Below are 17,319 nucleotides of genomic sequence, written 5' to 3'. Positions count from 1 at the left end.
CTACTGATACGAAAAGGTGATGCTTGCCAGGGCGTTGGCCGAGCCGGGGACCAGTTCACCGGTTCGGATGTACTGCGCCTGGAACGGCAGGGACAGCGTTTGTGCCGAGCTGGTGGTCTGGATGAAAAACTGTCCCGTCGTACCTGCGGACGAGCTGTCCGGCCCCATCATCAGCGGCCCGGTACCGTTATAGAAAAACTGTACGCCAATGCCGGAGGCCGTGGAGTCCCCGGTCAGCGTCACGACCGACGAGGTATTTGACGGTGTGGTCTGATCGGTCATCACTGCGTTAACCGCCACGTTCTCATCGCAGGTCAGGCTGACGTTAAACTCCCCCGACGGCGAGGTGCTGCCTACGCTGGGCAGCGTGTGAACATCAATGGTGCCCAGGTCGACGTTGGCGCTTTTTGTGCCTACCGTGCAGCCGCTTGCCGTCACCGTGATGGTGGTGGGGTTGATGATCACCTGCGCGGTTTTCACTTCGTTGTTATAGGCCGTCAGGATCGCCGCGTTAATGGTCGGGGTCTGGTATACGCCGGATTTCAGCGGAACGCCGGTCTTGATAAACGTCACTTTTGCCGACCAGCCCAGTGCGGTGGCGTAACCGTTAGTCCCATCGGCCGGATAGCTCTGCGTAATGCCCGTCTGCATCGGGACATAGGTGGTGCCGTTATAATCTTTAAGCCCAAGAATGAAGCCGATGCCGGGCACGCCCGTTTCAAATACCATGTAATTTGCGCCATCAAGAATAACCGTGATGCCGGTGGCGGTTATACTGCTGCTCGGCTCCAGCGTCCCTTTGGAGCAGGTAAATACCAGGCCGCACCAGAACACTTCCGAGACGCTCGCAGAGGCGCTCCATTCAGAGCCGATCGTCTTTCCAGGCACGATGGAGTCTGCCGGGCCGGACCACGACATAGGCGTTGGCGAAAGGGTGATATCCGATGTCCAGGAGAGGGCAAGTGCCTGAGAGGACATGAAAAACAGGGCTAAAAACAGTAAACGCATTATTGATACTCCGTCGTCCAGGTCGCCACTGCCGAAACGTCTCCGGCATTGACCGGCGCACCCGTGGCGGCCAGTCGCGCATAGAAGGTCATTTTTACGCTGTCATCCCCCGCCGCGCCGTAAGCAGCGGTTTGGGTGTCCAGCGGGATAAGTACGCTGTCTTTATCCAGAATCTGCACCGCCACGCCGGTCGCGCCGCCGTCAGCGACTTTCAGAAGCTGCGGGTTCTCGTCATCCGGCGTACCGCTGAAGCGGATTTTCACGCCAGCAAAGGTGGGGCCGCATGCTTCAAGGGTGAGCGTGAAGGGCGTTTTGATATTGCTGACCGCGCCCGCCTCGCTAAATTGCTTCACGCCGAGGGTGCCCAGCGGCACGTTTTGCTCCTTCGAATCTTCCGAGACAATGCAGGTATTGCCGATCACGTTGCCGGTCACGGAAACCAGCACGTCATAGCCGCGCGCGGGAACGGTGATGAACATCAGCAGGATCAGGGGGAGGAACCGGATGGTTACTGACATATGACCTCCTGGGAATAAAGCCCGGTGCGGGCGTGATAATTCTGCGGGTTCAACGCATAGCGGATCGTGCAGCGCTGGGCGCTGTCGCGCCCCCATACGGCATGCAAGGTTCCCTCCGCTGACAGGCCGGTCAGATACACGCTGCCGCCGTCGCCGACGATACCGCTGGCTTTGTCATCCTCTGACGAGACCAGCGTACCGAAGGGGAGCACGTGTTTAGCGTGACGTACGATAAACATCGCTTTTGCCCCCTGACGCGTGGTGAGGGTGGCGCGAACCAGTGCCCCGTCGGTGGGGATTTTATTGGCGATGGCGTTCTCAAGTTCCACGTCATTGCCCACGGTGGTGACATCCAGCGCAACCTGATTAACGCGATACGGCGTGGCGTACGGGATCACCGCATAGCCCCGGCTGTCGGTTTTGATGCCCTTGTGGTTGAGCACGGCGACATGGCTGGCGCCCGGGGCTTTCACCAGAATATTGGTGTTCCCGAGCGGCTGGCTCAGCGTCAGACCATCCTCATGCAGCACCGCACCGCCGCTCATCCCGTAACTGAGGTTGCGGGAGTCACCGGCGTAGCTGTAGCCCAGGTTATAGTCTCCCCACGCGCCCTCGTATTGCAGCGCGGCATCGCCGCCGTAGTGCTGCTGCGCGCTGTAGCGCTGGTTGACGCTATAGAAAAGATTCTCCTGCCCCGGCAGATAACCACTGACACCGGTACTGGCGGTGGTGCCAGCGGGATCCGCATGGGTAGCGGTAAAACGGAGACGGGTCGACAGCGCCGGGTTACCCAGCGGCACCGACAGGGACAACGCGAGGATATTGTCTTTCTTGTTGTCGTACAGGCCAGAGCTACGCTGGGCACTGATGCCAAGCGACAGGTTACGAAACGTCGCGTTCCACGCGAACTGCAAACTTTGCGTGGTTTTTGACGTATTCCAGTAGGTTTGTTGATCCCAGGACAGCGACAGCGCGCCGTATTCGCCCATCGGCTGCGACAACAGCAGCTTATTTTTTGCCTTACGCGACATATGCAGGTTGTAAACCGTGTCGTAGTGAGTGGTGACGGTGCCATCGTCTTCCACGGTCTGTTTTGGCGCTCCGCCCGCCATGCCTTTGTAAGTGGTATCGCTGAGGGTATAAAACCCTGCCGTTGAGTAACGCAGCGAGAAGAAATTGACTCGCGTACCGATATCGTTCAGCAGCTTGCTGTACCGCAGGCGCACCGAATCACCGGTGTAGTGCTGGTTATCAGCCAGCTGGCTGCGGGCATGGGTGAGGTCGAGGGAGTAGGCGCCAAAGCGGCCGAGATTCTGCCCGATACCGAAGGCCAGGCCGTTGTAGCGATCGGAAAACTGCGCCCCGCCATAAAACGTGAGGCCGTATCTCCAGCCCAGGAACAGCTCGCCCTGCGCGAAGGAGGGCGAGATCTGATTGCCCGCAGGGCGGTATTTCCCCGCCCCCAGAGCATATTTGACCTGACCGTTACGCACCAGATTCGGCACGCTGGCAAAGGGCAGGGTGTATTGCGTCTGGCTACCGTCGCTCTCCTGAATGGTGACCGCGAGATCGCCGCCGGAAGAGGTCGGATAGAGATCTTTCAGCACAAACGCCCCCGGCGGAACGGAGGTTTGATAGATGACGTTACCGTTCTGGCGAACCGTCACCGTGGCATTGCCGCGCGCGATGCCACGCACTTCGGGCGCGTAACCGCTCAGGCTGGCGGGCAACATATTGTCATCGGTCTTCAGGGCAACCCCACGCAGGCCAACGGCGTCAAACACCTGCGATGAGGTGAACGTTTCACCGGCATAAACCTGGGCACGCAGGGCGCGGATATCCCGCTGTAGCCAGGTCTGGACGTGGGTGAGCTCGTTACTCTCTTTGGTCCACGTGGTGAAATCACGCAGCCGCCATGCGCCCAGGTTGGCGCCGCTGTTGAGGCTCACAAACAGCTGTTGTTCCCGCGTGCGCGTCTCGCCCCGGTAGTCATTATTCGCGCCATTGACCACATAGTTCAGCCACGCGGCAGGGATGCCGGACTCCCAGCTCTCCGGGCTGACGTACCCGCGCGGCAGAGCGCGCATCGCGCTTTGCGGTACGGTGAAGTTAAGGGTAAGCGTCCTCTGGTCAAAATCAAACCGGGTATCGGCGAATGACTGGGTTAAAAAAATGCAGCGCTGCGCAGGCGGCAGCTCACCCCCTTTAGCCTGACGGCTGTCGATGCCAAGTGCGGCGAATTGCGCAGGCGTAAGGCACGGCAGGGCTTCACCGGCGGTGTTTTCAGCCACGCGAAACGTGACGTTACCTGTGAACGCGAACTGGGTGTTGATATACACGTTAAGATTGTACTCGCCCGGCGGCAACGCGCTCCCGGCGTTGACCCAGGCGAGATCGGCGCTGTTGGCGCGCTCGCCGTTGAGAAACGCAGGATTAAATTGCAGCTCGCTTTCGGCAGCCACGGCTTGCCGAATCACCAGGGCGATCGCCGTGGCGCACAGGATTTTAATTTTCATGTGGTCACGCCTTACTGTTTTTATTATTGGGACAATGACGTGCGGGTAACGGGCGTCCAGGCGCCATAATCGTTAATCGTCTGGTAGCTTAAGCTGCTCGCATGGCTGAAGGTGTCTGCCAGCGTCACGCTGGATTTCGGCGGTACCATGACGGGCGACACCGGCCTGCCATCAATTTTCACGTTAATGGTGGTGAGGTAATACGGCGTTGGGTTGGTCAGCGTGACCTTGCCCGCGCGGTAGGCGCCGGCAAGGTTTTTCCATGCCTCCCCTGCACCTTCCCTGAGCCGCTCCGGGCGATAAAAGACCTTGATGCGGTTGGCAGAGGCGAATTGCAGCGAATTGCCGGAACCGTTTTTAACCTGCTGTGGGATAGCTTTGACCGTCATCCAGTACAGCGTCTCGCGATCGGCTGGCAGGGCGTCGCCGCTGAACATGATTTTCACCGCGCTTTCGCTGGCGGGCTTCATGACGTACAGCGGCGGCGTGATGACGAAGTCGTTGGTACGGCTCCCTTTCTCGTCTTCCATCCAGGACTGGATCAGAAACGTGGCATCAGGGTGGGTATTTCTTACCTGCATCATCGTCTGCGTAGCCGCGCCGGTGTAAATCAGCCGCGTTGCGCCTAACCCCACGCCGCCTGCGTACACGGCGGATGAACATAACGTGCCAGCCAGACAAATCCATGTGTTTACGCGCATAGTGCGTCTCCTGAAAGCTGAGTCAGACCCGGCCAGCAGACCGGGCCTGAAGATTACGAATAGGTCACGGTGTAGGTGGCGACCGCGCTGGCATCACCCGCCGTGGCGTTGCCCAGTGGGGAGTAATATTTCGCGCTGAAGTTCAGGATGTTCGCCCCCGCACGCAGGGGGATCGCTGCTGCCGGCTCACCCAGCCTGACGACGTTGCCCTGTTCGTCATAAAGACGGATAGCGACATGCTGCGCCGAGCCCGCGCCGCCGTTTACTCCCGCGGCCAGGCTATTCACATCGGTACTGTCCGGTGTACCGGTGAAGGTGATAGCCACGGTCGTTGCGGCAATAGGGTTATCTTCCGTGGACGCGGAGGTATCGGCGATTTCGCAATCTTCCAGGGTGATGGAGAAGGCTTTTGCGGTACTGGCTTCACTGCCTGCGGCAGCCAGCGTGGCGGTACGCACTTCACCCATGTCGACGTCGATATTGGCGCTACCGGCGCTGATGGCACAGGCGGAGGTCACCACTTTACCGCTGAAGTTAACCGTGCCGCCGCTGGTGGTGGCGGCCAGTGCTGAGCCCGCTGGCAGCAGGGCGGCAATGCTTAATGCCAGCAGAGAATGGCAAGTAAGGCGTGCTTTCATTTCATAGTTCCTTGATTTTTTTATTACGAGATTTGCTCTGAAAGCGGCAGGTCTAACTGGTTAAAAAGACCAGCAAATCTGTCTTATTCCTGAGCCCGAGTTTCCTTATCGCTGAGCTTTTTAAGGCGCTCACGCGGCGATAAGAAAGTTTCTCCAGTTCTGCGATGTAACGTATATCCAGTCCGTTCCTGAGTTCCTTTAATACCCTCCTTTCTCCAGGCGTCAGCGATAACGCCGCTGGCTGCTTTTGGGGTCGATAATGGCTATCGACCATTTTTGCTAGCTTTATCCGCCACTGATAAACCGTGTTCTGTAGCGAGATATAGGCATCAATATCTTCCCGGACCCATAACAGGGAATGGGCAGAGGTTGAGTACAGGCAGATAATCACTTCAGGCTGCGTGACTTTGATTTTTTTTAAATATTTCAGTGAGTCATACCCTGTATGGTATTTCTCTGCGCCGGATATAAATAAGATATCGATACGAATCGACGACAGCGCCTTATCCAGTTCCTGATAACCTCCTTCGATGATAATGATGTGAAGGTCGTCGCGGATGCTGCTTAATAACGTTTTAATGCCGTTTCTTGCATAATGATCGCCGCCCATCAGTGCAACAGTTATATGCTGTGTTATTTGGCTATTGTTCGTCATGTTATTCCTCGATTTATAATAGTAATCAGGCGAATTATTTATAAGGTTATCGCCAGTATTCTCGAAGCAATGACGTATTGCATACTGTAGGCCTACTATACGTCGGCCAATAAAGAGGTAATCTGAATTAATCTAAAATTGTATTAATTACTAAGATCGAGACCGGTTACGACGCTTCCCTCTGATTGGTCTTATTCCGCTTCGCTTTCTGTAAATTATGATAGCCGCTATTTTTAATGAAAATTTAGCTTTGATAAATGTTTTGTAAGGAGTTTGTCGTCTGGTGTCAGTGCGGGTGTGAAGTTGCTGACGGGGAATAACAATTTACGAATGTTATCATCGATAAAAACTGATAGAAAGGTGGCTTAAAAGCATACAAAAACCATGTAAGTTATTGATACTGGTCAGGTTGAGAAAACTTAAGGCTTAAGGGTGCTGAATATTTTAGACACGCATGTCCGTGGCGTACAATGTTTTTTTATGTAGATATTTGTCAATGTCAAGAGGCGAGGAGTGCGCCAAAAGATGAGGCCCTGATAAATGAGATGCTGCCGGTAGTCAGATACTTCTGTGGAGCGGAAATTCACTTCACAAAACATCATAATGAGGATGATCGCGGATGAAGCGGCTCTGCAAGCCGCATTCTACAAGGGTTGAGTTCTTATGCAGGTTCAGTGAAGCTTAAGGGATGAAATATAAATTAAGATTTTTCGCCAATGGCGAAGATATACAGCATGACGTTAATCAGTCACATTAATCCCGACGTGAATGTCATCCCATACATGCGGTGACCCAGGTTCAACATCTGTTAACCGGAGAATTCATACTGCCCCTATGCATAAGCATTACATTATAAATAATATCGTCGAATTTCATCCTGCGGCCAGCACGTTACGTGATATCAACAATCCTGACCGTGTGGTTGTGTTAAATTCGCCAGCAGGCCGATGCCTGTTGTTATTAATCGACAGAGCGGGGTCGATTGTCACTCAGCAAGAGTTCCTTGATATTGTCTGGCAAAGCCGCGGCATGCTTGTCTCCTCCAATACCTATTACCAGAACATCTCCATCCTGCGCAAAGGGCTCAAAAAGATTGGTTTTGAAACTGACCCTATCGTTACCATTCCGCGGATTGGGTTGACGCTGGCAAGCGACACGCAAATAACCGTCAGAGAGTCTTCACCCGTCGCGCCTCAACCCGCAGAGGGACAATGTGTGGAGGCGCCAGCGATCGAGGAGGTCTCTGCATCCTCCGAGCCAGCAACGCCCGTTGCCAGGAAGCCCACGCGCTGGCTGGCTGTCGTCATGGGGCTATTGATCGTCCTGGCCGGGGCAGGCGTGACGGGATATATGAACGCCACAGAAAACCGTTTTGTTGAGGATTACCGTTTTGCGGCATCCGTCGGAGCCTGTCGCGTTTATCTTGCGAATGACATTCAGACTCACGCTGAACGCGCTTCAGCGCTGACCTATGTGGAACAATTCAAGGCTGAATGCGCGCAATATCCCTGGGTTTACATCAGCTGGTACGCTCTGCTTCCTCGTGCGTCGGTTATTCGCTGCGACCGGCCAATGAAAGAGCCGAACCGCTGTATATCTGATTATTTCCTGAAGGATAGCTAGCATGACTCGTTTTCGGCAGATGCTGTATATCATCGTGACGGGCCTCGTCACCGCAGGCGTGCTGACGGGCTATTACCTGTGGCACCGAACTTACGTTCAGCCTTTTTCATGCCAGGCTAATCTGGTACAGCACCATCCGGATGAGACGCTGACGGTCTGGCTGAATTACACCTTCGACGGGAAACTCGGCACCCTGAGCATGAATGGCCGGGCAAAGAGCGATCCGGGTAAAACCATTGACAGGAAAATTTCCTTTCGGGTGGAGAGACAAGATCATCTCTATTTGCTGACGTCAGAAAAAAATATGACGTTCCCGGACGATAATGTCGAAGACAGCTGGCTGGAAAAATATGAACCGCAATTCTTTGTCTATCCGGGCAAGAGTATTTATATGCGGATCAATGAACAACATAATGGTAACTATATCTTTACCTTAGGAACATTACCGACATATGTGTGTCGTGGTTCAAAAAAAGAATGATGTAAACGAGAAAAACATTATATTTTCCTCCCGTCTCATTTATGCTTGATTTAAAATATCAGGATTACCTTAGAAATAAAAAGTGCGACAGATCATGTTGCGATAATGTAATTAATTTTAAATTTGGCAAGTAAATGAAAAGTGTATTTGACTCCTCCGATGGGGGGAAATCAGTACCGGAAAAGTGTCTGCATATTGGGTTGATATTATGGCCCCGTTATTCACTCCTGGCCGTCTCCGGGTTGCTGGAGGCGCTGCGTTATGCAGCGAAAGCTCAGGATAAATTAGCATTTAAAATCAGCCTGATAAGTGAATTTCCTGATATCCCGATTATCAGCAATGCGGGGATTATCATGAGACCGGATTCTCCCCATGCGCCGCCGGACAGTTTTAACTACCTTGCTGTTATCGGCGGTGAATTGCAGTATCTGGACTTAGGGTATCAGGGGGATAAAGCGTATCTGGCACATGCCCACCATGCCGGGGTTCCGCTCATTGGCATTGGCACCGGCAGTTTTGTCCTCGCACAGGAAGGATTGCTGAATGAACGACGAGCGTCCATCCATCCTTTCCACCTTGATGCATTTCGGCAGGCTTTCCCGATGGTTTATGCTGAGCAAGGGTATGATTTCATCGACGATGGCGATGTGCTGACCTGCCCGGGCGGTATTTCCACCCTGACGCTGGCAACTGAGCTTATCCGCGCCCATGCCGGGGATGATATCGCCAGCACCACCTGTCAGCGTTTGTCGCTCGTTCCGCATGAAATTGCCACCCCGCGTCCGGCGAATTTTGCGCTTATCCCTGACTCGCGGTTGCGCCGCGCCGTCATGCTGATAGAACAGTTCCTGACCCGGCCGCTCACCACCGCCGGGCTTGCGCGAGAAGTGGCATTGAGTGAACGCCAGCTCAACCGTCTGTTCCACGCAGAATTCGGCAAAACGGCCCGCGAATTTATCCGCAGTGCCAGACTGCGCTATGCTTGCTGGCTGCTGAAGAACTCACAGCAAAGCGTGACGGATATTGCGCAGCGGATGGGGTTCAGCGACTGCGCGCACTTTATTCGTCATTTTCAGACGGAGTATGGTTGTACGCCTGGCGTTTGGCGCACGTCGCAGAGCTGAATATTATTACATTGCTGCCCTGAAACTTTACTCAACCGGAATATCATCATGAAAATAGAAGCCGCACACCCCTCACAATTTGAACGCCTCGTCGCAGTCTGGGAGTCGTCCGTTCGCGCCACGCACCGCTTTTTGCAGGAAAGCGATATCGCGGCGCTGCGTCCGTTATTGCTCAACGCATATTTGCCTAATCTCAGGGTTGTGATTGCCCGGGATGACGTGGGTATTATTCACGGCTTTTTGGGCGTGGATAAAAATCGCATTGAAATGCTGTTTGTGGATGATGCGAGCCGGGGGAAGGGTATCGGGAAAATGCTGCTGCAATATGCCATTGCAGAATTCGGCGTAAATGAAGTGGACGTGAATGAGCAGAATCCGCAGGGGGTGGCGTTTTATCGTCATATGGGGTTTGAGCAGGTCGGGCGCTCGGAACTGGATGGGCAGGGGAATCCGTTTCCGCTGTTGCATATGCGGTTGAGTGGACAGGCTTAACGCCCTCTCCCTCTGGAGAGGGCGTCTGCAAGCTAGTTACTGGTAATTTGCCCGATGATTACACCACGCACTTTTTCGCCATCGAAGTAATACGAGACCGTATTACTCTGGATGAATCCATTCTGTACTGGCGTCTCCTGATAAAAAAGTATCGCTTTCTTTTTGGCGATCCCTTTCTTGCCGAACATTTCAATTAGATTCCTGTGAGTAGCATTCAACAATGGAACATTCGCGACTGAGACGCTGACAGGTTCCGTTGTTTTAGCACACTCTTTATGGATGCCATCTTTGGCAATAACTAGCGCAGTTAACAATCCTGCACCCATTTCGTTATCAGAAATGAACCAGTAATTCGTGCCATCGTCGTCATGAAGGCAGACCCAGCGTGCTGAGCTGTCTTTGTTAACTGGTGTGCTGGTGATATCTGACAGGTGAGTAACCTCCATTCGTACGGCTTGCTTGCCTATAGCGATGGTCGGTGAAAGGGGCACTGTTGTAGAAATTTCCGTCAATGATCCGTCTTCATCGTAATACTCGGTCGCGAAGCCGGTCATTTCCGTTGCTGAGACGTGCGAACTGACTGCAACGAGTAATGGCAATAAACAAAATAAACGCTTCATTTGACTATCAATACCGTATCGTTGCTTTTCCAGATACTCCTTCTGGCACTCAGAGGAGCAATGATGCAGCCCTCTGAAGAGTCGTCAGGGTGCAAACTGCTTTTACCATGTATTTTAAATGAGTCTCTACCACACATCTCATTTGTCGAGTAGGGCGTGAGGCTGAGAGTATATTTCCCGGTGTGGGCTGAATTATGAGGGGACCCAATTGTGTATTTCCCTCGAGGTAGAGGCCCACTGTTTTTTACACATTCTTGAGATGGATCGTTTTTGTAACCACTTGCTCCTGCATAATCTGCATCGAACTGATAAACACCATCAAGATAAAATTTGTGCTCTTTTACATCATATTCCCAGGACATACTTTCTCCTTAAGCGCGTTCCTTCCAGGTATCAGAATGAATGATGTTTCCATCTATGTAATGCCATGTTATTTTTTCATATGTTAGATCTACATATTCACAATGTGTATAGCGTTCGTTTCGCGGTAGTTTAATGTCAAACATGAGTGGTTCAATTTGAACTACTCTTGCATTTTCTAAAGTTGTCTTAAAGTAAGCCTCTTCAAGTCCGTTATAGTTGATTCTGTAAAATATGAACTCTGCTTTTTTAAGTGTTTGCCCAGTGCATAAGGCTTTGTATAGATAAGAGGATGATGAATCAATCTCTTTCATGAATGCATAGGTACTACAAATGCGTTTTGCAGTGATTTTACCGGAGAATTTATCTATAGGTTGTTCTATAGAATGCATAAATTCAATCACTTCTATTGAACCTTCGCGATCTTTTATATCGACAGATCCATTAATCCTCCGGCCTGAATCATCCTCGAGCCATAAGTAAACAGGTATAGCCATCTCAATCTCCTTTTATAGACTGAGGGAAACTACTCTTCATTATGGATTTAAATTGTGACTTTAATTTCAAAACAGGAATGTTAAAGAATTTTGGTTGGTTTAATAGAAAGTTGTAGTTGCGAGATATGGATGGTATCAATTGACGTTTAAAAATTTATAAGGTTGATTTATGACTATTCTTCCATCGCAAGAATAATAGTCACTAAAAAAAGCATCAAATATTGAAATGATGAATATCATTAAATAATGAACCTATGCCGGGATTAGCGCTTAGCCTGCTTACCCCATTTTAATAAGCCGACAATATCTTTCTCACCTCCGGCCTCTTTCAGCAGGCGCTGCTTTTTTTCATATTCGATGTATTCTGAGCACGCCTTTTCATCAGCCGCTTTCTTGTTGATTTTTCCTGCGCCTTCTAAAACGTCCCGGTCGTTGAATTGCAGGAACTGATCGAGCTTGGTTTGCCAGTCTCGTAAAAATACCTGCTTGCGGCGTTTGGCCTGATCTTCGGCAAAATCGAGCCACATATTAACGACGCGATTAAGCTCGCTCACCTCATCCTGAGACAGATAATTTTTTGCGGTGGTGACATCGCTTTTACGGACTTCTTCGCCTTTATAGCTGGTCAACCCCATATGCGGTTGAGTGGCGTCCGCACGTTGGTGAATCAACTCAGCAGCGGTGTGCCCAGTGCAGGCAAAATGCAGTTTATTCTGGATGGTCTGAAAGAATTGCGTGGTTTCTTTGAGCGACGGCTGATAGTCAGCAGCTAATGCGAAAATCTCCCTCACGCGAAGATAGACCCGGCGTTCGCTGGCACGTATATCGCGAATGCGTTCCAGCATTTCATCGAAATAGTCAGGGACGGCGGAAGATCCCACAGGCGGATTTTTCAGGCGCTCGTCGTCCATAACGAAGCCTTTAACCAGGTATTCCTGGAGCGTTTGGGTGGCCCACTGGCGGAACTGCGTACCTCGCGTGGATCGGACGCGATAGCCGATGGCGAGAATGACGGGCAGGCTAAAGTATTGAACGTTATATACTTTACCATCGCTGGCAGTTGTTCGGTAAAACCGAACAACTGAATTTTCGACCAGTTCACCCTCATCAAAAATATTCTTGATATGCCCGCTGATCGTAGCTTTGGCTTTGCCGTATAACTCACAGATCGTGGCCTGTGAGAGCCACAACGTATCGCTTTCGAAGCGGCATTCAATGCGAACTTTTCCATCCTTGCTGGCAAACATGACGAACTCACCGGCTGGAGAATTTATTAATTCCTCATATGTCATGCTGCCTCCGCTTCATAAGGTTGATGCCTGTAAGCTCGTAGTATGCCAGAAACAGCCGCTAAGCCAGGTGGTTTGTATTTGATTTTGCGAGTCGCTTTCCAGCATGCGGAATTTGGATCGCTGCAAGCGCGTCCTCTATCTCAATAAGCTTTGCTTTCGTCCGTTTATAATCATCTTGCAAACGCTGCTCCTGCTCGTTATACGCCACCAGAACGATGCACCCTTTCATAACCTTTACCGTAACCTGCTGTCCGGTATCAAAACCCGCCGCGCGCAGCCATTTGCCGGAAAGGATGATTTTTGGTGTAGATTTGTCGTAAACATTCGGGCGGTATCCCACAATTAATGAACGCTCGGTTCCGGATTGGTCAGTGTCTGGGGTAGAATGCGAATCAGCCATAATCAACTCCTTGATAGTTGGTGAGGTTAGCTCTCGTCCGGTATTGCGAGTACCTGGCGAGGGCGTTTCAATTTGAGGTTTTCGTATGTTAAGGTACGTACCTCATTAAAGATATCTTGCTCTTGTAGGTACGTACATGTCAACAGCTAAACGCGACCCTAATCAGTCAAAATCCGGAAAAGCACCAACTTTTCAGATTCGTATTACGCCGGAGTTGAAGGCGCAGTTTGAGGCTGCGGCGAAGGCTGAAGGGATGAGTTTGGGTAATTGGCTCAAGACCTTAGGACGAAAAGAATTAAAAAAAATCGGTATTGAGCCAAAAAATTAGATTAATTTAGGTATCGATAGGACTGAGGAGCACTGATGCCCATAGAACTCAATTTTATAGGTGCTTCATATACGCGAATGTCACCAATTTCAATAGCAAAAGCTTTCTTTCTGTTATCAAAATATGAATCAAAAAAACTTTTACTTATGCCCGCTTGGTGTCTAGTTTTGTTCCATAACTTTAATGGTTCATCTTCGATAATGTTTTTAATGTCAAATTCACCAATAATCATACCAACAGGCATAGTTGCGTATATTACAACAGATTTAACATCGTCGTTTTTGAAAATACCTTTACGGAACTCAAACTTTTTTGTCCCATCAAGAATTTTTTCCACAAATTCTGGCTTAATTGACAATAATACTTTCATCTGTTCCGCCTAACTCAACTATCATTTCGAATTGTCTATCTGTTAACTTCATCACACCCCAGTAGTCCTTAGGATTCAGGCCTACCTCTTCGATAAGTTTAGCACGATTTACTCGTTTTGGCAGAGCTAAATTATAAGTGAAAGTTATGATATAAGGGTATTTTTTAGTTTTAAAGAATGATTTCAATTCTGATTCAGTAAATACGCTATATTTTAAACAATGACTGAGAAATTCTTTTTCATTTAAAAATGAGCTGATTGTTTTTACACTTTCGACAACACATAAAGAAGTGACAACCGAACGGTAATACGCAGGGCCCTGATTATCAGATGTGCGATAAATAATAATAATGTCATGAGGCTTCATTTTTGCTACATCACTCATTGCACAGATATATATTTTTCTAATACTATTGGCATAAGAAACATCTGCAATGACATCTGGTGCCTCATTTACGAGTTTTGAGTCTGGGAAAAGACGTGTATGAAAAGTGGGGTATATAGATAATAGATATTTGTTTTCATTATTTCTGTTATTTATATAAGGATAATCAGAAAGTAAATCTCCTGTTAGATGATCTGCACTCATCTCCCGAAGTAAAACATTTTCTGTTCCATTTTCGGAATGTTTGAGCCCATACTTTACAAATCCGTACTTCAGGAATAATTTAATAAGGTAATCATGTTTATCGAAGATAGTGACATAAATATCATTTACTTTTTCTTTTAATGCATGGTCGAATATTTTCTTCAAAAAACGCTGGCCGCGTAAAGTACCTTTTGTATTAAATTTAAACGTTCCGATTTTTAAATGATGTCCTGCGGGGATATTAGGAGAAGTATCATCAATAACTCCATCTTCTAATTTCAGATACATGAAGCCATCTATATTGTCATTCTCATCGAAGAGAACATATGCTTTATCTTTTTCAGGTGTTAAGCATTTTTTTTGGAACCATTCAACAAATCCTATTGCATAGTCTGATTTCAGACTATCGAAAAACGGATCTGAAAAATTAACTTTGGAAAAAGGTATTAATTTTAGATTCTCCATTACATAACTCCTTTTTTATACCCACATGCGAGACAAACAGCTTTAGCTTTTGATATTACTGCTAATGTGGAAGAGGTACTATGACAGGAACTACATTGTATCCACATTTTAGGTTTACTATCGAGTTTATAAATCTCTTTCAAGATTTCGTCAAGTGGAAAGAAAGTTTTATAAATATCAATGATATTATTAGAGTAGCCTTGTGCAGAGGCTAGAATCCCTTCAATTTCGAGCCCATCGTGACTGAATAAACCCTCCGAAAGTTTGAGCAGGCTAACTTTATTGATTTCTTCTTGTAGAGTTAAAAATGCGGAAAGGAAGTCTTTTATTACAGCTTTGCTATTACTTTTGCCCAGATGTATTACTTTGTTACGTTCTTTACGTAAGGCGACATAAGTATCATTGAATCTTTGAGGGAATGTAACTCCTGAAATACTTGAGGCTACATTATTTAAATCTGCGGCATCAATTGTTAAACAGTCGAAGAAGGAGTGTTTTTTATATGAATCTTTGATGTCTTTTAATAACAAAAAAACACTTTTCTCAGCAATTATGGATTTTAAATAAATTTCGGCAGAATTAAATAATATGACTAATCCAGTTTGTAAAAATATTTCCTTATCAAATAATAATCTTTGTATTCGCTGTTCATCAGTTTCATCTATTGCTGGTGTTTTAGTTATTTCCCAATCTTGTGAAAAATGTAAATAAAAAGTTTTAAGGAGAAAGGATAAATTTCGTTGGGCTGAAAGTAACATTTCATTATGATCTGGGAGTTCATTCATAAACCATTCCTTTGGGATAAGATAAAGCAGAATTGATTAAGGCAATTAGCTATATCTATTAATACTTATGAATAAATTTTGGCGGAAGATCACAGGAGTCGAACCTGCCCGGGAACGCTGGCGCCCCCAACTGGATTTGAAGTCCAGCCACCTCACCGGAGATGACGATCTTCCGCGCCTGCATTGCTACATGGAGGCGGGGCGCATTATAGCTACTTTCAGGCATTTACCACATACCCCACACCACTTTTTTCACCTCTCTTTTGACCTTAACCCCCCTGTTTCAGCTAATTCTTAAGAAAATCCTCAGGTTAGCATTTCGTGCTCACCAACTTTTATCCCGATCACAAAAAACAAGAAACGTAATCTCTTAACCAGAAAACGCAATACCCGCTCCTGAAACAATGGTTTAAAAAACGGTAACCGGTCTCAGCGCCCCCTACAGCGTGAAGGATAAAAATATGAGCGAAGTCCTGTCAGTAAAAGAGAAGATTGGCTACGGCATGGGAGACGCCGCCAGCCACATCATTTTTGATAACGTCATGCTTTATATGATGTTTTTCTACACCGATATTTTTGGTATTCCCGCCGGGTTTGTCGGCACCATGTTCCTGCTGGCCCGCGCGCTGGATGCGATCTCCGACCCGTGCATGGGGCTGATTGCCGACCGCACCCGCAGCCGCTGGGGTAAGTTCCGTCCGTGGATTTTGTTCGGCGCCATTCCGTTCGGCATCGTCTGCGTGCTGGCGTATACCACGCCGGACCTCAGCCTCAACGGTAAAATGGTTTACGCCGCCGTTACCTACACCCTGCTGACCCTGCTCTATACCGTGGTCAACATCCCGTACTGCGCGCTGGGCGGCGTGATCACCAACGACCCGACGCAGCGTATCTCCCTCCAGTCCTGGCGCTTTGTGCTGGCGACGGCGGGCGGTATGCTCTCTACGGTGCTGATGATGCCGCTGGTGAACCTGATTGGCAGGGATGACAAAGCCTTCGGCTTCCAGGGCGGGATCGCCGTGCTGTCGGTGGTCGCGTTCCTGATGCTGGCGTTCTGCTTCTTCACCACCAAAGAGCGCATCCAGGTGCCGCCGAGCACCACCTCCATGCGTGAAGATCTGCGTGATATCTGGCAAAACGACCAGTGGCGCATCGTCGGCGTGCTCACCATCCTCAACATTCTCGCCGTCTGCGTGCGCGGGGGCGCGATGATGTACTACTGCACCTGGATCATGGGTTCGCCGGAAGTGTTCGTCGCGTTCCTCACCACCTACTGCGTCGGCAACCTGATCGGCTCCGCGCTGGCGAAACCGCTCACCGACTGGAAGTGCAAGGTCAGCATCTTCTGGTGGACCAACGCCGCGCTGGCGGTGGTCAGCGTGGCGATGTTCTTCGTGCCGATGCATGCCACCGTCCTGATGTTCGGCTTCATCTTCGTTATCGGCGTGCTGCACCAGCTGGTGACGCCGATTCAGTGGGTAATGATGTCCGATACCGTCGACTACGGCGAATGGACCAACGGCAAACGTCTGACCGGCATCAGCTTTGCGGGCACGCTGTTCGTGCTGAAACTCGGCCTGGCGCTGGGCGGGGCGATGATAGGCTGGATGCTGGCAGGCGGCGGCTACGACGCGGCAGCCAAAACCCAGAACAGCGCGACCATCAGCATCATCATCGGCCTGTTTACCCTGGCACCGGCGATCTGTTACGTGCTGAGCGCCATCATCGCCAAACGCTACTACACGCTGAAAACCCCCTTCCTGACCAAAATTCTGCGCGAGCTGGCGCAGGGCGCGCGCCGCAATCAGCAGGAGTTTGAAAACCTGCCGGTCAGCAAAGAATTGCAGAACTAAGAGG

20 protein-coding genes and 1 tRNA gene are annotated in these 17,319 nt (G+C 49.7%); 6 read left to right on the top strand and 15 right to left on the bottom strand.

What is annotated here, in order from left to right; all coding sequences use genetic code 11:
• From H2Z33_RS07340 to H2Z33_RS07315, 6 genes are read right to left on the bottom strand one after another with little or no spacing between them, the layout of a single operon-like run.
• A complete protein-coding gene (locus H2Z33_RS07340; protein ID WP_032104015.1) occupies positions 1 to 1,008 on the bottom strand; it encodes a fimbrial protein in 1,008 nt (335 codons plus the stop codon).
• On the bottom strand, positions 1,008 to 1,526 hold the full coding sequence (locus H2Z33_RS07335; RefSeq protein ID WP_015570071.1) for a fimbrial protein: 519 nt from the start codon (positions 1,524 to 1,526) through the stop codon (positions 1,008 to 1,010). Before H2Z33_RS07335 ends, H2Z33_RS07340 begins: the two co-directional genes overlap by 1 nt.
• Positions 1,517 to 4,042, bottom strand: a complete 2,526-nt coding sequence (locus H2Z33_RS07330) for a fimbria/pilus outer membrane usher protein (RefSeq protein ID WP_063867152.1) — start codon at positions 4,040 to 4,042, stop codon at positions 1,517 to 1,519. The genes H2Z33_RS07335 and H2Z33_RS07330 overlap by 10 nt, the downstream gene beginning before the upstream one ends.
• Before the next feature lie 23 nt (positions 4,043 to 4,065).
• A complete protein-coding gene (locus H2Z33_RS07325) occupies positions 4,066 to 4,743 on the bottom strand; it encodes a molecular chaperone (RefSeq protein WP_032104018.1) in 678 nt (225 codons plus the stop codon).
• A gap of 53 nt (positions 4,744 to 4,796) precedes the next feature.
• Positions 4,797 to 5,381, bottom strand: a complete 585-nt coding sequence (locus H2Z33_RS07320) for a fimbrial protein (protein ID WP_015570069.1) — start codon at positions 5,379 to 5,381, stop codon at positions 4,797 to 4,799.
• Positions 5,382 to 5,433: 52 nt separating this feature from the next.
• The gene (locus H2Z33_RS07315; RefSeq protein ID WP_015570068.1) at positions 5,434 to 6,036 is read right to left on the bottom strand and encodes a helix-turn-helix domain-containing protein; all 603 of its coding nucleotides are present in this window, start codon (positions 6,034 to 6,036) and stop codon (positions 5,434 to 5,436) included.
• 834 nt (positions 6,037 to 6,870) lie between these two features.
• On the opposite strand from H2Z33_RS07315, the gene H2Z33_RS07310 reads away from it, so the two are divergent.
• The 4 genes from H2Z33_RS07310 (at position 6,871) to H2Z33_RS07295 (ending at position 9,756) form a co-directional block, all read left to right on the top strand.
• A complete protein-coding gene (locus H2Z33_RS07310) occupies positions 6,871 to 7,659 on the top strand; it encodes a winged helix-turn-helix domain-containing protein (RefSeq protein WP_032652084.1) in 789 nt (262 codons plus the stop codon).
• 1 nt (position 7,660) lies between these two features.
• Positions 7,661 to 8,140: a hypothetical protein gene (locus H2Z33_RS07305; protein ID WP_017383641.1), complete on the top strand. Its 480-nt coding sequence runs from the start codon at positions 7,661 to 7,663 to the stop codon at positions 8,138 to 8,140.
• Positions 8,141 to 8,493: 353 nt separating this feature from the next.
• Positions 8,494 to 9,264, top strand: a complete 771-nt coding sequence (locus H2Z33_RS07300) for a GlxA family transcriptional regulator (RefSeq protein ID WP_225561439.1) — start codon at positions 8,494 to 8,496, stop codon at positions 9,262 to 9,264.
• A 48-nt stretch (positions 9,265 to 9,312) separates the two neighbouring features.
• Complete coding sequence (locus H2Z33_RS07295) at positions 9,313 to 9,756, top strand: GNAT family N-acetyltransferase (RefSeq protein WP_017383639.1); 444 nt, start codon at positions 9,313 to 9,315, stop codon at positions 9,754 to 9,756.
• Between the two features lie 32 nt (positions 9,757 to 9,788).
• Here H2Z33_RS07295 and H2Z33_RS07290 read toward each other — a convergent pair whose 3' ends face one another.
• The 5 genes from H2Z33_RS07290 to H2Z33_RS07270 form a co-directional block, all read right to left on the bottom strand.
• Entirely contained in the window at positions 9,789 to 10,376 is a 588-nt protein-coding gene (locus H2Z33_RS07290; protein ID WP_225561440.1) for a hypothetical protein, read from the bottom strand.
• Positions 10,373 to 10,738, bottom strand: a complete 366-nt coding sequence (locus H2Z33_RS07285; protein WP_023302859.1) for a tlde1 domain-containing protein — start codon at positions 10,736 to 10,738, stop codon at positions 10,373 to 10,375. Before H2Z33_RS07285 ends, H2Z33_RS07290 begins: the two co-directional genes overlap by 4 nt.
• A 9-nt stretch (positions 10,739 to 10,747) precedes the next feature.
• On the bottom strand, positions 10,748 to 11,233 hold the full coding sequence (gene tssD / locus H2Z33_RS07280) for a type VI secretion system tube protein TssD (RefSeq protein ID WP_017383637.1): 486 nt from the start codon (positions 11,231 to 11,233) through the stop codon (positions 10,748 to 10,750).
• 263 nt (positions 11,234 to 11,496) lie between these two features.
• The gene (locus tag H2Z33_RS07275; protein ID WP_063135323.1) at positions 11,497 to 12,525 is read right to left on the bottom strand and encodes a virulence RhuM family protein; all 1,029 of its coding nucleotides are present in this window, start codon (positions 12,523 to 12,525) and stop codon (positions 11,497 to 11,499) included.
• A 58-nt stretch (positions 12,526 to 12,583) separates the two neighbouring features.
• A complete protein-coding gene (locus tag H2Z33_RS07270) occupies positions 12,584 to 12,925 on the bottom strand; it encodes a SymE family type I addiction module toxin (protein WP_006812446.1) in 342 nt (113 codons plus the stop codon).
• Between the two features lie 136 nt (positions 12,926 to 13,061).
• On the opposite strand from H2Z33_RS07270, the gene H2Z33_RS07265 reads away from it, so the two are divergent.
• Positions 13,062 to 13,253 (top strand): toxin-antitoxin system HicB family antitoxin, encoded by a 192-nt coding sequence (locus H2Z33_RS07265; protein WP_047062543.1) that lies wholly within the window; start codon positions 13,062 to 13,064, stop codon positions 13,251 to 13,253.
• 1 nt (position 13,254) lies between these two features.
• Here H2Z33_RS07265 and H2Z33_RS07260 read toward each other — a convergent pair whose 3' ends face one another.
• The 4 genes from H2Z33_RS07260 to H2Z33_RS07245 form a co-directional block, all read right to left on the bottom strand.
• The gene (locus H2Z33_RS07260; RefSeq protein WP_047062544.1) at positions 13,255 to 13,623 is read right to left on the bottom strand and encodes an ASCH domain-containing protein; all 369 of its coding nucleotides are present in this window, start codon (positions 13,621 to 13,623) and stop codon (positions 13,255 to 13,257) included.
• Positions 13,601 to 14,677, bottom strand: a complete 1,077-nt coding sequence (locus tag H2Z33_RS07255; protein WP_047062545.1) for a hypothetical protein — start codon at positions 14,675 to 14,677, stop codon at positions 13,601 to 13,603. Before H2Z33_RS07255 ends, H2Z33_RS07260 begins: the two co-directional genes overlap by 23 nt.
• On the bottom strand, positions 14,677 to 15,462 hold the full coding sequence (locus tag H2Z33_RS07250; RefSeq protein WP_047062546.1) for a hypothetical protein: 786 nt from the start codon (positions 15,460 to 15,462) through the stop codon (positions 14,677 to 14,679). The genes H2Z33_RS07255 and H2Z33_RS07250 overlap by 1 nt, the downstream gene beginning before the upstream one ends.
• Before the next feature lie 79 nt (positions 15,463 to 15,541).
• A tRNA-Sec gene (locus tag H2Z33_RS07245) sits at positions 15,542 to 15,636 on the bottom strand.
• 287 nt (positions 15,637 to 15,923) lie between these two features.
• Between H2Z33_RS07245 and H2Z33_RS07240 the strand changes: the two genes are divergently transcribed.
• The gene (locus H2Z33_RS07240) at positions 15,924 to 17,315 is read left to right on the top strand and encodes a glycoside-pentoside-hexuronide family transporter (RefSeq protein ID WP_023295696.1); all 1,392 of its coding nucleotides are present in this window, start codon (positions 15,924 to 15,926) and stop codon (positions 17,313 to 17,315) included.
• The last annotated feature ends 4 nt before the right edge of the window (positions 17,316 to 17,319 follow it).

Origin of the sequence: Enterobacter sp. YSU (genome assembly GCF_016082135.1) — a bacterium.
Lineage (GTDB): Bacteria > Pseudomonadota > Gammaproteobacteria > Enterobacterales > Enterobacteriaceae > Enterobacter > Enterobacter hormaechei_C.
The sequence above is the reverse complement of the archived record's forward strand: the minus strand, read 5'-3'. Positions and strand labels throughout refer to the sequence as shown.